Consider the following 13,915-nt stretch of genomic DNA (forward strand, 5'->3'; position numbering starts at 1 on the left):
CTGAGCTCAGTCGAACGCCTTGGCGATCGCATCCGCGATGCGCGGCAGCGGCAGTATCGACGCCGCCGCGTTGAGCGCGGCCGCCGCCTTCGGCATGCCGTACACCGCGCTCGTCGCCTCGTCCTGCGCGATGGTGTGATAACCCTTCGCGCGCATCGCCTTCAGTCCGATCGCGCCGTCGCGGCCCATGCCGGTCAGCAGCACGCCGACCGCGCGTCCGGTCCAGCGCTCGGTCACGCTCTGAAAGAACACGTCGACGGACGGGCGATACGGCAATTGCTCCGGATGCGCGGTGTAGCCTAGGCGCGTGGCGTCGGCGAAATGCAGATGATCGTTGGTCGCGGCGAGCAGCACTTCGCCGGGCGCGGGCCTGTCGCCTTCACGCGCGATACGCACGGGCAGCGCCGATTGCGCATCGAGCCATTGCGCCATGCCTTCGGCGAACGCGCGATCGACGTGCTGCACGATGACGAGCGCCGCCGCGAAATGCTTCGGCAACGCGCCGAGCAGTGTCGCGAGCGCGGACGGTCCGCCCGCCGATGCGCCTATCGCGACGAGACGATCGCCGCTCTTCATGGCGGGCAAAACGCTCGACGATGCGAGCCGCGCGCCGATCTGATCGATCTTCGCGATCAGCGCCGCCGCACCGCGACGCGCATCGGCGCCGGCGAGCGCGGGCGTATCGACGGCATCGAGCGCGCCCGCGCCCATCGCTTCATAGACGCGCCATGCGTTCGCGCCGACATCGACCGTGACGACGAGAATCGCGCACGGCGAACGCGCCATGATGGTCCGCGACGCCTGCACGCCATCGACATTCGGCATCACGAGATCCATCAGCACGACATCGGGCGTGTGCGCCGCGCAATAGTCGATCGCCTGCTGGCCGTCGTGCGCGATCCACGCGATGTCGAAGTCGGGCCGCGACGCGAGCGCGCGACGCAACGCTTCCACCGCGAGTGCAACATCGTTGACGATGCCGATCTTCATGTCTTCGCCTCGCCGATGAGATCGCGCACGGCATCGATCAACGCCTGATCGTGAAAGCTGCCTTTCGCGAGGTAATAGTCCGCGCCCGCGTCGAGGCCGCGCTGACGATCTTCCGCGCGATCCTTGTACGACACGATCATCACCGGCAGGGCGGCGAGTTGCGCATCGCGCTTGACGAGCGTGACGAGCTCGATGCCATCGAGCCGCGGCATGTCGATATCGGTGATGACGAGATCGAAGTCCGCGCCGCGCACCGCGTTCCAGCCGTCCATGCCATCGACCGCGACGGACACGTCGTAGCCGCGCGACGCGAGCAGCTTGCGTTCGAGTTCGCGCACGGTGAGCGAATCGTCGACGACGAGCACGCGCTTCGCGCTCGCCACGCGTGCACGCGAAGCGCCGGCACCGACGCGCCCGAGCTCGCCGCTGCCGACGAGCTTCTCGACGGAACGCAGCCAGTCGTCGAGATCGGCGATGAGCAGCGGATCGCCGTTCTCCATCAGCGCGCCCGCCGCGATGTTGCGCACCTTGCCGAGGCGCTTGTCGAGCGGTTGCACCACGAGCATCCGCTCGCCGAGAAAGCGATCGACGACGATGCCGTAACTCGCCGCGCCTTGTCCGATGACGACGACGTTGAGCCTTTCGCTCGCGGCTTCGAACGCGGCGGTTTCGAGAATCTGATGCGCGGTGACGAGGCCGATGCGCTTGCCGTCGAAGGAAAAATGCTGCTGGCCTTCGAGCATGTCGATGGCGCTCGCGGGCAGCACCAGCGTGCGCGCGACATGCGCGAGCGGCAGTCCGTAGGGCTCGCCCGCCACTTCGACGATCAGGCTGCGGATCACCGACAACGTCAGCGGCAATTGCAGCGCGATGCGCGTGCCCACATGCGTTTCCTGCGTCACGCGCACGCTGCCGCGCACTTGCCGCACGATGTCCTGCACCGCATCGAGGCCGACGCCGCGGCCGGATACATCGGTGACGGCATCGCGCATCGAAAAGCCGGGCAGCAAGAGAAACTCGAGCAGTTCCGCTTCGGTGAGGCGCGCGGCTGTATCTTCGCTCGCGAGACGCTTGCGCACGACCGCGCGGCGAAGCGCATCGAGATCGACGCCCGCGCCGTCGTCGGACACGCTGATGAAAAGCGAGCCCGCGCTATGGCGCGCTTCGAGCGTGATCGTGCCGGTTTCGGGCTTGCCGAGCGCGCGGCGCAATGAGGGCGGCTCGATGCCGTGATCGACCGCGTTGCGCAATAGATGCCCGAGCGGCGCGTCGAGCAGATCGAGAATGTCGCGATCGACCTGCGTCGATTCGCCCGCGATGACGAGACGCACGTCGCGGCCGAGTCCGCGCGCGACATCGCGCACCATGCGCGCGAAGCCGCCCGTTGCATCGACGAAGGGACGCATGCGGCACGCGAGCGCTTCGTCGTAGATCTGCTGGGCGAGATGCGTCGAACGCCGGTCGTAGTTTTCCAGTTCAGCCAGACGCTCGCTCAACTGACGATGCGCTTCCGCCGTCAAACGACGCGCTTCGTCGAGCGCGGCGTGTGTGCGTGCATCGAGTTGCGCGGCGTGCGAATCGGTCAGCGATTCGTGCAGGCGTTCGAGCGCTCGGCTCGCATCGTGCTGCACGCGCTTCACGCGCAGCATCGATTGCGAAAGCGGCTTCAGCCAGCGCGATTCGACGAGCGATTCGCCCGAATGACTCAGCAGGCGATCGAGCGTGTCCGCGCGCATGCGCAACATGCGAGCTTCGTTCGTGCGCGATGGTGCCGGAATTGGCTCGGACGGTTTCGTCGGTGTAAGTTCGCGTTGGGATGTTGCGCCTTCCATATGCGCGCTGAGGCCATCCACGAACGCATCGACTTCGCATTCGAGCGCGGTCTGTGCATCGATATCGCGCGCCTCGCCGATCTGCACGATCAGATCGACACCGCGCAACAGCATGTCGATGTAACCCGCATCGAGCACGATGCGCCCTTCCTGCGCTGCGACGAAACAATCTTCCATCACATGCGCGAGCGTCACGCCGACCGGCACGCCAACGACACGCGCCGCGCCCTTCAGCGAATGCGCGGCGCGCATGCTCGCTTCGAGCGTGACGGGATCGCGCGGCGCACGTTCGAGCGCGATGAGGCCATCGGAAAGAATCTGCGCCTGCCCGCGCGCTTCTTCCTGAAAGAGGTCGAGCAGCGACGAACGTCCCGCATCGATGCTCGTCATGTGAGACTCCGGTTCAGGCTGTCGATGAGTCGATCGGCGTCGAGCAGGCCGACGGTCGCGTGCCTGAACGCGGCCACCGCATGCGCGTTCGACGACAGGCGCTGCGCGAGCGTCGCGGGCACCGGCTGAAGCTGCGCCTGCGTGAAGCGATGCACGCCGTCGACGGCATCGACGGGAAAAGCGATCGGTCCTTCGTGATCGCCATTGCCGCACTGCATGACGATGAGACGCCCGAGTTCGCGGGCATCGAGCGATACCTTTTTTGCAGCGCTTTCGTCCGCTTCGATGCCGAACAGCCGCGCCAGCGAAGCGCACACGATCAATCTGCCGCGCACGTTCACGACGCCCAGCACCGCGCGATTGCGCCGATGCGGCAGCGAATGCACCGGGCGCAATTGCGCCACTTGCGCGCAGAGGTTCGTCGGCAAGCCGAGCCATTCGCCGCCGATGCGAAACACGAGACATGAGAGCGTATCGGTTTGCTTGTCGCCTCGTTCGACGACCGCCGAAGCGACGATCGACGTACGCGCTTCCACGCGATCCAGCACGCGCGCTGCGGCTTCATCGTGAACCGGGCAATTGCGGCAATGCACGTAGCGTTCGAGCTTCGGGCATGACGCATCGCCGCGCACGCCGATGCGGTTCCAGCAATCGTCGATATCGTTCGTGACGCCGATGTCGCGTGCGTTCATCGCGCGCGCTCCGTGACGCGTTGCGCACGCGCGAGCAGCAGACGCGCGCCGCTTTCATCGCCGTCGAGCGAGAGACACGCGGCGAGATGCGTGAGCGCCTCGCGATGCGCGGGATCGAGATACAACGCACGACGATAATGCCCGCGCGATGCCTGATGCTCGCCACGCGCATCGGCGATCACGCCAAGCAGATAGTACGCATCCGCGTTCGATGGATGCGCGTCGAGATACGCGTGCGCGGCATTCGCAGCGGTGTCGAGCTGGCCGGCATCGGCGAGTTGACGCGCGTGCGCAAGACTTGCCGGCGGCGCCGGTTCCGCGTGCGGCTTCGCAACCGGCATCGCACGAACGACGGTCGGCGCACTCGCCCATGCGGGCAACACGAACGCGGGCTTCATCGGCTTCGCGATGATCTGCGGACTCGGCCATGCACCATCGAACACGTTCGCGCGCTCGCGCTCGGGCCGATTGAACGCGAAGGCGAGCGGAATGTTCGCGGAACTCATGCCCTCGCGCATCAGAAGACCCGTCTCCGCCGGACCGACGAACAGCGTGCCGCCTTCTGCGAGCAAGCCATCGAGCACGCGCAGAACAGCGCGCTGCGTATCGCGATCGAAATAGATCAGCACGTTGCGGCACAGAATGAAATCGAAGCGCTCGAACGCATGCGTATCGAGTTGCAGCAGATTCGCTTGCGAGAAGCGCACGCTCTGTGCGACGGCGGGATCGAGCTGCCAGCCGCCATCGGTCGCGCGGAAATGACGGTCGCGAAAACCGAGCGCGCGTCCGCGAAACGCGTTGCGCCCGTAATGCGCGCGGCGCGCAATAGCGAGCGCGCGTTCGCTCACGTCGATCGCGTCGATGGTGAAGCGCTCCGCAGCGATGCCCGCTTCGATCAGCGCCATCGCGACGGTATAGGCTTCCTCGCCGGTCGAGCACGGCGCGCTCAGCACGCGCAGCGGCTTCGCGGGCCGTTCATGCAGACGCACGCGCGCAAGTCGCGCGAGGGCGGCGAACGCTTCGGGATCGCGGAAGAACCACGTCTCCGGCACGACCACCGCTTCGATCAACTCCTGCATGCGCGCGCCGTCCTGCATCACCGCGCGATAGTAATCGTCGAGCGTGCCGCCTTGCTCGTCGCGCCACAGGTGGAAGCGTTCGCGCACCGCGCGCGATACGGCGTTCGCGCCGATCGATTCGGCATCGAGGCCGATCGTGCGATGCAACAGCTCGATGAAGCGGCCGACGCCGCATGCTTCGTCCGCGAAGGCGCTCGGCAGCGCGCTCATGCTTCGCTCCCGGCGAAGAGCAGCGTCTGCACGTCATCGGGCAACAGATGCTCGATGCGAACCCATTGCAGCAGGCCTCGCTCGTCACGCGCGAGCGGACCGAGATAGCGCGCGTGCGGCGTGTCGATGCCCGCATCGGTGAACGAAGCGGCATCGAAGGTGACGGTGCGCGTCGCCTGTTCGAGCAGAAGACCGAGCCGATGATGCTTTATCGCGCCGTCGTCGCCGCAACGCGGATACGCGACGAGCGCGAGCCGCGTCGACACTCTCTCGTGCGAGGCACGCGCGAGCGCGAGCGCCGCGAGATCGATGACGGGCACGTTGGCGCCTTCGTAGTCGAGCACGCCCGCGACCCATGCGGGCGCGCCCGGCAGCGTCTTCAGCGGCGCGAGCGGCAGCATGCGCTCGACCTGCGCGCTGTCGAGAAGATAGCGGTCGGCGTCGAGCGTGAACTGGACGAAGAGCATCGCGGCGCGCCTTTAAGCGGCGATTCTGAAGCGCGACACACCCGTGCGCAGACCGTTCGCGACGTGCGTGAGATCGTCGATTGCCTGCGACGACTGGCGCAGCGACTCGGCCGTCTGTTGCGCGGCCTCGGAGAGTTGCGAGAGCGCCTGCGAAATCTGGTCCGCGCCGGTCGCCTGCGTCTGCATGCCTTCGTTGATCATCGAGAAGCGCGGCGCGAGCGTCTGCACCTGATGGATGATCTGCGAAAGCTGTCCGCCTACCTGCTGCACGTCGAGCATGCCGCGGCGCACTTCCTCCGAGAACTTGTCCATGCCCATCACGCCCGCCGCGACCGCCGATTGAATCTCCTTCACCATCTGCTCGATGTCGAACGTCGCGACCGCCGTCTGATCGGCGAGGCGGCGGATTTCCGTCGCGACCACCGCGAAGCCGCGCCCGTACTCGCCCGCCTTTTCCGCTTCGATCGCCGCGTTCAACGAAAGCAGATTGGTTTGATCCGCAACTTTCGTGATGGTCGCGACGACCTGATTGATGTTGCCCGCCTTCTCGTTGAGGATCGCGAGCTTGCCGTTCACCGAGCCTGCCGCTTCCATCACGAGGCGCATGGTTTCCTCCATGCGCGTAAGCCCCGCCTGACCGGTGCCCGCGAGCGCCGCCGATTGCTCCGCCACGCCCGAGACTTCGTTCATCGTGCGGACGAGATCGCGCGCGGTCGCGAAAATTTCCCGCGACGTCGCGCCGATTTCCGTCGTCGTCGCGGCCGTTTCGCTCGCCGTGGCCTGCTGCTCGCGCGCGGTCGCGGCGATCTCCGATACCGACGTCGTCACCTGCACGGCCGATTTCTGCGCCTGGCCGACGAGGCCCGTGAGTTCATCGGTCATGCGGTTGAAGCCCGCCTCCAGCGTGCCGAACTCGTCGCGGCGCGCGAGCGCGAGGCGCTGCGTGAGATCGCCGGTACGCATCTTGTCGACGACGTCGACCATGCGCAGCATCGGCACCGTCAGCGCCTTCATCAGCATGAAGCCGAGCACCGCCGCCGCCCCGATCGCCACGACCATGATGACGATGAGCGTCGTTTCCGATTTCTGCACCGAGCCGCGAATGCTTTGCACCGATTTCGCGTTGAAGACTTCGTTATGCTCGACGAGCGCGCGCGTCGCGGCCTGACCCGCTTCCCACGCCGGCGTGAGACGCGTATTGAAGGTCGCGACGGCCGCGTCCTTCGCACTCGCGAGCTCTCGCAGCGTCTGATCCTGTACCGGAAGGTAGAGGTCGCGCTGGCGCTTGAATTCGTTGAAGAGGCGACGGTCGTCTTCTTCGAAGATGGTCGGCGCGTACGTTTCCAGCAGCTTGTCGATGCTCGCCCGCGTTTCGGCGAGATGCTGCGTGTCGCGGCGTATCTGCTCTTCGTCGCGGTCGATGAAGACGAGCCGCTGCGTCAGCGTGTAGTTCTCGATCCAGGCCGCGCGCAGGTCGTTGGAGACCGAGAAGCCGATCATCGAATCGTCTTCGAGGCTCTTTGCTTCGCGATCGATTCCGCCGAGCAGCGTGTATGACAATGCGGCCATGACGAGCATCAGGGTAAGGATGATGCCGAAGCTCGCCAGAATGCGATGCCGGATGGACAGTTGCTTCACGCGTTTGAGCCCTATAACTGGAAAAGGACGACCGCGCGCCGCGCGAGAAACGCGAGGCGTCGCAGATGCAGATGGATTTCCGCGCGTGAAAGACGCGCTGCCACACCGTGTTAACGGCCGATTGTGGCTGCGCTTGAATCCGGTGTGTCGAGATGAATCATTTCACCGTGTTTCAGCACGGTGAACGCGTCCGCGGGCAGGCCGGCGCGGCGCACGGCTTCGGCCAGACGGCGCGGCGGCTCGTCGAGCGGTTCGTCGGTCAGCTCGAACGAACCCCAGTGAATGCCGATCGCCTTTTTCGCATGCACGTCCTGGAAGATGCGCACGGCTTCTTCGGGATCGACGTGCTGCGCCTGCATGAACCAGCGCGGATCGTACGCGCCGATCGGAATGAGCGCGAGATCGAAGCCGCCGAAACGCGCGGCGATATCGCGGAAGTCCGGCGAGTAGCCCGTATCGCCCGCGAAGTAAAACGAATACGGACGCGCCGCGCCTGCCGGCGTTTTCACCACCCAGCCGCCCCACAGCGTTTCCGCGCGATCGAATGGCGTGCGTGCGGACCAGTGCTGGCTCGGCACGAACCAGATATCGAGGCCGGCCGCGTGCGTTTCGTCGCTCCAATCGAGCTCTTCCACATTCGTTATGCCGATATCGTTCATCCACTGTTCGATGCCGAGCGGCACGAGAAAGCGCGGCGGCCCGCCCGCCTGACCGTTGAGCGCTTCGACGCTCGGCTTGTCGAGGTGATCGTAGTGATTGTGCGAGATCAGCACGATGTCGATATGCGGCAGCTCGTCGAGCGTAAGGCCGGGCGGCGTCTTGCGCTTCGGGCCGATGAACGAGAACGGCGACGCGCGTTCCGAGAACACCGGATCGGTGAGGATGTTCACGCCGTCGATCTGCACGAGCGCGCTTGCATGACCGATCCAGGTGAGCGTGTCGGCGGTGCGGTTGGCCTTGAGCCACGCGATGTCGGGATGCGCCATCGGAAAGTGATAGCCGTTCGCCGGCGGCTTCGGCAAGCCTTGCTTGAAGCGCTCCCAGCGCCACTTCAGGAACGATTCGCGCGGCAAGGTTCCGTAGTTGTTCTCGTAGCCCGACGAAGTGCGTTTTGCGTGATGCAGCGGCTGCGGCTCGCGCGATGCAGCTTCCTGGCTGCGCGCCGGCGTGCCTGACGCGCAACCCGCGAGCAACGCGAGCGCGCACAACGCGACATGAGGACGTCGCGCGAACACATCGGAGCAAAAAGCGAAGAAGACATGCATGTTTTGACGCAGTGCGCGCATCGCGGGCAGTCGATTGTACGGAATGCATGGAGAGCACGCTGTGCGCGCTCTGGTCCGATCATCGGAAAATTGCGTTGCGCCTCGTCCCGCAAGGCCGGGCTAGATAATTCATCGCTCTAAGCCGGAGTCGGCCCGCTTCTTGCGTTCAACTGCCCCAGCGCCGAAACAAGGCGTTTTCGAAATCCAATCGCGGCGCGTGCTGCTTTTTCGATGCGGACATCGCATCCCAGCACGCAGCAGGCCGGTGCCAGAGACGGGGGCGTCATGAGTGGCAGTCAAAGAAGAAACGCAACAAACACGTTCAACCCGCAATTGCATACGATGCACGCCATGCTGGTGTCCCGCGCGGCATCGCACATCGCGAGCGCGATGCGGCCCGAAGGCCGCGACGAAGCGCTCGCGGAGGGCATTACTGAAGTCATCGCCCATTGTGGAAACGCGGGGCTCGGCCTCTTTCTGGCTGCGGTCTGGCATTGGCTCGATGAACGCGACTACCACGAAGCCGCCGACGCCGTGCAGCACTACATCGAAAGCGGCACGATGCCGACGGTCAAGCCAACGCCGAAAGTGGTGCGGCGTCGCGACGTGCGCGTGACGTAGCCATCAGGTAACGCATCGGGCGACGCGTCAGGTGCCGAACCATCCGGCATCGACGTAATAGTCGCGCGCGGTGCAGCGCGCCGCATCGTCGGATGCGAGGAACAGCACCATGCGCGCGATGTGTTCCGGGTCGATCCGCTCATGCAGACATTGCTGCGCAAGCAGCTGCGCCTCGCTCTCCGGCGACTGCCACAACTTCATCTGGCGCGGCGTACGCACCGCGCCGGGAATCACCGTGTTCACGCGAATGCCATGCTCGCCGAGTTCGCGCGCAAGGCCGCGCGTGAGCCCTTCGATCGCGGCTTTCGCGGTCATGTAAAGCGTGAGATCGGGCAGCGCGAGATGCCATGAGATCGAGCCCATGTTCACGATCGCGCCTTGCTTCTGCGCGCGCATGCGCTTCGCGGCCGCCTGCGCGCAGAAGAACTGATGCCGCAGATTCACGGCCATGCGCTCGTCCCAGTACGCAGCGCTCACATCGTCCCAATGATGGCGGTCGTCGCTCGCGGCATTGTTGATCAGCACGTCGATGGAACCGGCTTCGCTCGCAATGGCGTCGAAGGCTTGCTCGATCGCGCCGGCATCGCGCAAATCGCAACGAAGGAACTTCGGCGCATGCTGCTCGCTCGCGAGCGTCTGTTCGAGTTGACGCGAATCGGCCTCGGCGACATCGATGAAAAACACGCGCGCGCCCTGCTTCGCGAACGCCTCGACGATCGCCGCGCCGATGCCGCTGCCGCCGCCCGTCACGACAACACGCTTGCCCGCAAGACTCGGATAGATGGCGTAGGACATGGCGGCTCGCTCAATGTGAATGACGCGGATTGCCGCGCGTTTCGATGACCTTCAGATACAGCGTCGCCGGTTCGAGGCATCCTCCCGTCGACAACTGTCCGACCGTCTGCCGATACAACTCCTGCCACGGCGTCTGCGCAACCGGCGCGGCGAACGACGATTGCGCGCGACGGCTTTCGAGTTCGGCTTCGTCGAGCAGCACGTTCACGCTGCGGGCGTTCAGATCGACGCGAATCCGGTCGTTCGTGCGCAGCATCGCAAGACCGCCGCCGATTGCCGCTTCCGGCGACATGTTCAGAATCGACGGACTCGCGGACGTGCCGCTTTGCCGGCCGTCGCCCATGCAGGGCAGCGAATCGATGCCGCGCTTGATGAGCTCGGCGGGCGGCGCCATGTTCACGACCTCCGCACTGCCGGGATAAGCGACAGTGCCGCAACCGCGAATCACGAGAATGCAGTGCTCGTCGATCTCGAGCGACGGATCGTTGATGCGCGCGTGGTAATCCTCGGGACCGTCGAAGACGATCGCGCGCGCTTCGAACGTGTTCTCCGCGCCCGGCTCGCTCAGATAGGTCTTTCTGAACGCATCGCCGACGACCGACATCTTCATGATGGCGCTATCGAAGAAATTGCCCGACAGGACCATGAAACCCGCGCCGTGTTTCAGCGGATCGTCCGCCGTGCGGATGACCTCGTTGTCGGCGGCGGGCGCATCGCTCGCGATCTCGCCGATCGTGCGGCCCGACACCGTCAGACAATCGCGCGCGATGAGTCCGGCCTCGTCGAGTTGCCTAAGGACCGCAGGCACTCCGCCCGAGCGATGAAAACTCTCGCCGAGATACTCACCCGCGGGCATGCAGTTCACGATGAGCGGCACTTGCTCGCCGTGGCGCTGCCAGTCGTCGAGACTCAGTTCGATGCCCATGTGCCGCGCGATCGCGATCAAGTGCGGCGGGCAATTCGTCGATGCACCCAACGCGGATGCAACGACGATCGCGTTAATGAACGCCTCGCGCGTCATGATCTTCGACGGCCTCAACTCGTCACGCACCATGTCGACGATGCGCTTGCCCGTGGCATACGCCATCTGTCCGCGCTCGCGATACGCGGCGGGAATGCTCGCGCACGTCGGCAAGGACATGCCGAGTGCTTCGGCGAGACTGTTCATCGAGAGCGCGGTGCCCATCGTGTTGCAATGTCCGATCGACGGCGACGATGCGGTCGTCAGGCGCATGAAGCCTTCGTAATCGATCTCGCCCGCCGCGAGCAGATTGCGCGCGTGCCAGATCACCGTGCCCGAACCGACCCGCTTGCCTTCGTACCAGCCATCGAGCATCGGACCGCCCGAGAGGACGATCGCGGGCATGTCGACGGTGGCGGCCGCCATCAGACATGCGGGCGTGGTCTTGTCGCATCCGGTGGTGAGCACGACGCCATCGAGCGGAAAGCCGTGCAGGATTTCGACGAGACCGAGATATGCGAGATTGCGATCCAGCGCGGCGGTCGGACGCCTGCTCTGCTCCGCGAGCGGATGCACGGGGAACTCCATCGGGATGCCGCCGGCATCGCGAATGCCCGCCTTCGTGCGCGCGGCCAGTTCGATGTGATGGCGGTTGCAAGGCGCGAGATCGCTGCCGGTCTGCGCAATGCCGATGATCGGGCGGCCCGATTGCAATTCCTCGCGCGTCAGGCCGTAATTCATGAAGCGCTCGACGTATAGCGCGGTCATGTCGGCGTGCGAGGGATCGTCGAACCACTCCTGGCTGCGCAGGCGCTTGGGATTCTGTTGGGGCATGAGGTGTCTCTCCATCATTCACAGTCGTTCGACGCTGTGTTCATAGTGGTGTTACCGGTAACATCACGAACAATGTTAGCACGCAATCGCGTTACTGCTTCGGCTTAAGCGCTTTCGCGCGCTATCACGGAATAGGCCACGCGCACGCGCTTGGCCGGCGGTGCAGCAACGCCCTGATCGCGCGCTTCGAGCGCCGCGAGCAAGGTCTCTCCGGTGCGCAGGCCGATGCCGTATGCGTCGACGGAAACCGTCGTGATCGATGGCGTGCAGCATGCGGCAACCTCGAAATTGCCGAAGCCCGCGACGGCGATATCGTCCGGTACGGTGAGGCCGCGCCGGTGACATTCCATTATCGCGCCGAACGCGGACATGTCGCTCACGCACATCACGGCCTGCGTGTCGGGCCATGCTTCGAGCAGTGCGGCCATCGCCGGGCCGCCGTGACTCATCGTGATGGGCGAATCGCCGAGACGGATGATGCGTCGATCGTCGAGGCCGAGCGCCTTCATCTGCGCACGAAAGCCTTTCAGACGATCGAGACCGCGACGGTCGAGCTCGCTCGCCCCGCCCAGGAAGCCGATGCGTTGGTAGCCTGCGTCCGCCAGATACCGCACCATTGCGCGCGCGGCGCTGACGTTGGAAAAACCGACGGCGGCATCGATCGGATCGGAAGGCGAATCCCACATCTCCACGACAGGAACGCCCGAGCGGCGCAACAGCGTGCGCGTCGCTTCGGTGTGACGCGAGCCCGTCAACGCGATGCAGCGCGGCTGATGACGCAGCATCGAGCGCACGAGCCGTTCCTCGCGATCCAGATGGTAGTCCGTGTCGCCGATCAGCAATTGCAGGCCGTGCGGTTCGAGCGACGCGGAAAGACCGCGCACCGTGTCGGAGAAATTCGAGCTCGCAAGCGACGGCACCAGCACGGCAACGAATTCCGAACGGCCGGACGACAACGCGCCGGCAGCGGCATCGGCGACGTAGCCGAGTTCGTCGATAGCTTGCTGCACGCGTTCGCGCGTCGCCAACGCAACGCTATGTCCGGCGAGCACGCGCGATACGGTCATCTTCGACACGCCGGCGAGACGCGCGACGTCGGACATGCGCGGCGGGCCGGCGGAAGGATCGAAGTCTTGCTCGGACATGCGGCGATGGTCCTCAGTCGACGCGGACCCAGCCGTCTTCACGCTGTTCCAGGATGACATGCAGCTTCGTCTCGCCTGCTTCGCGGTCTGAGGCGGTTACCTCCGGGAAAGCGCGCTTGATGTCGCGATCGTCGGCCCACGGAGCCACGCTCTCCAGCTTGTAGGTGTAGGTAACGTCGGAACGGTGAGCGGTGGGATCGGGCTCGGTCCAGCTCACGACCTTGTCCAGCTTGACGTGCGCGTAACAAAGCATCCAGGCGCGCGGATCGCTCGTCGCGTTCGGATCGCCGGCGGGCCGGTTGGTTTCGACCGCGTACTTTTGCCCTTCGCCCGTAAGGCTGTACGCGAGGCCGTTCTGTTTGGCGTTAGCGTTCGCGGATGTCGGGGCCGCTCGCGCGATGAGCCCGCTCTTTTCGAGCGCAGCGAGCTGTTCGCGCAGCGCGGCAGCCGAATATTCGTTGAGGTCCCGAATGCTATAGGCCGATGGGAATGCGTAGGGGCCGCGGCCGCTGCGATTCAGGCATAGCAAGCCGCGATTCGTTTTCATGTCGGCGGAAATCGCGTCGCCGAGGCTGGACTCGCTTGCATCGTTCTTCTTGCCGCACGCCGCAAAAAGCAGCGTCGCGCTGACGGCGGCAATCAACAGGCTCGTTCTCATATGCGCTCCGGGATGGGTCGGCATGATGGGTACAACCTTTCGATGCCATTCTACCGACTGAAGCAGCGCATCGGAGTTGGAACGGCACCGGAACAGACTTCGTTGATGCAAATGCCGCGCTTCAAACACAAAAACCCCACCTTTTTGGGGTTAATGCCGTTCAGTTAGCGCTGAACGGCATTTTTGTTTGTGGAGCGAGAAGTGGTTGTAAACGGAGCGCCGGGCTGTTAACTTCTCGGTGCGATGCTTGCCAACCACCTCACGTACCTGATCGAAGCACAGGAGCCGGCCGATCTGCGACGGTTGGCCGAGCATCTGCCCTTCGAGTGGATCGAACG

General features: G+C 64.9%; 13 protein-coding genes. 1 reads left to right on the forward strand and 12 read right to left on the reverse strand.

Annotated elements, in window-relative coordinates:
* Positions 1-6: 6 nt before the first annotated feature.
* The 7 genes from QCE58_RS28290 to QCE58_RS28320 form a co-directional block, all read right to left on the reverse strand.
* Entirely contained in the window at positions 7-990 is a 984-nt protein-coding gene (locus tag QCE58_RS28290; protein WP_175979552.1) for a chemotaxis response regulator protein-glutamate methylesterase, read from the reverse strand.
* Positions 987-3,212, reverse strand: a complete 2,226-nt coding sequence (locus QCE58_RS28295; RefSeq protein WP_250521797.1) for a hybrid sensor histidine kinase/response regulator — start codon at positions 3,210-3,212, stop codon at positions 987-989. The genes QCE58_RS28290 and QCE58_RS28295 overlap by 4 nt, the downstream gene beginning before the upstream one ends.
* Positions 3,209-3,904: a chemotaxis protein CheW gene (locus tag QCE58_RS28300; protein WP_250521798.1), complete on the reverse strand. Its 696-nt coding sequence runs from the start codon at positions 3,902-3,904 to the stop codon at positions 3,209-3,211. Before QCE58_RS28300 ends, QCE58_RS28295 begins: the two co-directional genes overlap by 4 nt.
* Entirely contained in the window at positions 3,901-5,193 is a 1,293-nt protein-coding gene (locus QCE58_RS28305) for a protein-glutamate O-methyltransferase CheR (RefSeq protein ID WP_250521799.1), read from the reverse strand. Before QCE58_RS28305 ends, QCE58_RS28300 begins: the two co-directional genes overlap by 4 nt.
* Positions 5,190-5,660: a chemotaxis protein CheW gene (locus QCE58_RS28310; protein WP_250503117.1), complete on the reverse strand. Its 471-nt coding sequence runs from the start codon at positions 5,658-5,660 to the stop codon at positions 5,190-5,192. Before QCE58_RS28310 ends, QCE58_RS28305 begins: the two co-directional genes overlap by 4 nt.
* Before the next feature lie 12 nt (positions 5,661-5,672).
* Complete coding sequence (locus tag QCE58_RS28315) at positions 5,673-7,298, reverse strand: methyl-accepting chemotaxis protein (RefSeq protein WP_250458043.1); 1,626 nt, start codon at positions 7,296-7,298, stop codon at positions 5,673-5,675.
* Positions 7,299-7,408: 110 nt separating this feature from the next.
* Positions 7,409-8,584: an MBL fold metallo-hydrolase gene (locus tag QCE58_RS28320; protein ID WP_250521800.1), complete on the reverse strand. Its 1,176-nt coding sequence runs from the start codon at positions 8,582-8,584 to the stop codon at positions 7,409-7,411.
* Positions 8,585-8,914: 330 nt separating this feature from the next.
* Here QCE58_RS28320 and QCE58_RS28325 point away from each other — a divergent pair, with 330 nt between their 5' ends.
* Entirely contained in the window at positions 8,915-9,184 is a 270-nt protein-coding gene (locus QCE58_RS28325) for a hypothetical protein (protein ID WP_239294385.1), read from the forward strand.
* Positions 9,185-9,211: 27 nt separating this feature from the next.
* Here the strand turns inward: QCE58_RS28325 and QCE58_RS28330 are convergent, their stop codons facing one another.
* The 5 genes from QCE58_RS28330 to QCE58_RS28350 all read right to left on the reverse strand — a co-directional run.
* Complete coding sequence (locus QCE58_RS28330) at positions 9,212-9,979, reverse strand: SDR family NAD(P)-dependent oxidoreductase (protein WP_008352779.1); 768 nt, start codon at positions 9,977-9,979, stop codon at positions 9,212-9,214.
* Between the two features lie 10 nt (positions 9,980-9,989).
* Complete coding sequence (locus QCE58_RS28335; RefSeq protein ID WP_250521801.1) at positions 9,990-11,774, reverse strand: IlvD/Edd family dehydratase; 1,785 nt, start codon at positions 11,772-11,774, stop codon at positions 9,990-9,992.
* 104 nt (positions 11,775-11,878) lie between these two features.
* Positions 11,879-12,919: a LacI family DNA-binding transcriptional regulator gene (locus QCE58_RS28340; protein WP_250436091.1), complete on the reverse strand. Its 1,041-nt coding sequence runs from the start codon at positions 12,917-12,919 to the stop codon at positions 11,879-11,881.
* Between the two features lie 13 nt (positions 12,920-12,932).
* Positions 12,933-13,706 carry a hypothetical protein gene (locus QCE58_RS28345; RefSeq protein ID WP_250521802.1) on the reverse strand — a complete coding sequence of 258 codons (774 nt, stop codon included), beginning with the start codon at positions 13,704-13,706 and terminating at the stop codon, positions 12,933-12,935.
* 21 nt (positions 13,707-13,727) lie between these two features.
* Positions 13,728-13,915 (reverse strand): hypothetical protein (locus QCE58_RS28350; protein WP_309780507.1); only part of this gene is annotated, 188 nt, incomplete at its 5' end.

The organism is Caballeronia sp. LZ028, from assembly GCF_031451415.1.
Classification (GTDB): Bacteria; Pseudomonadota; Gammaproteobacteria; order Burkholderiales; family Burkholderiaceae; genus Caballeronia; species Caballeronia zhejiangensis.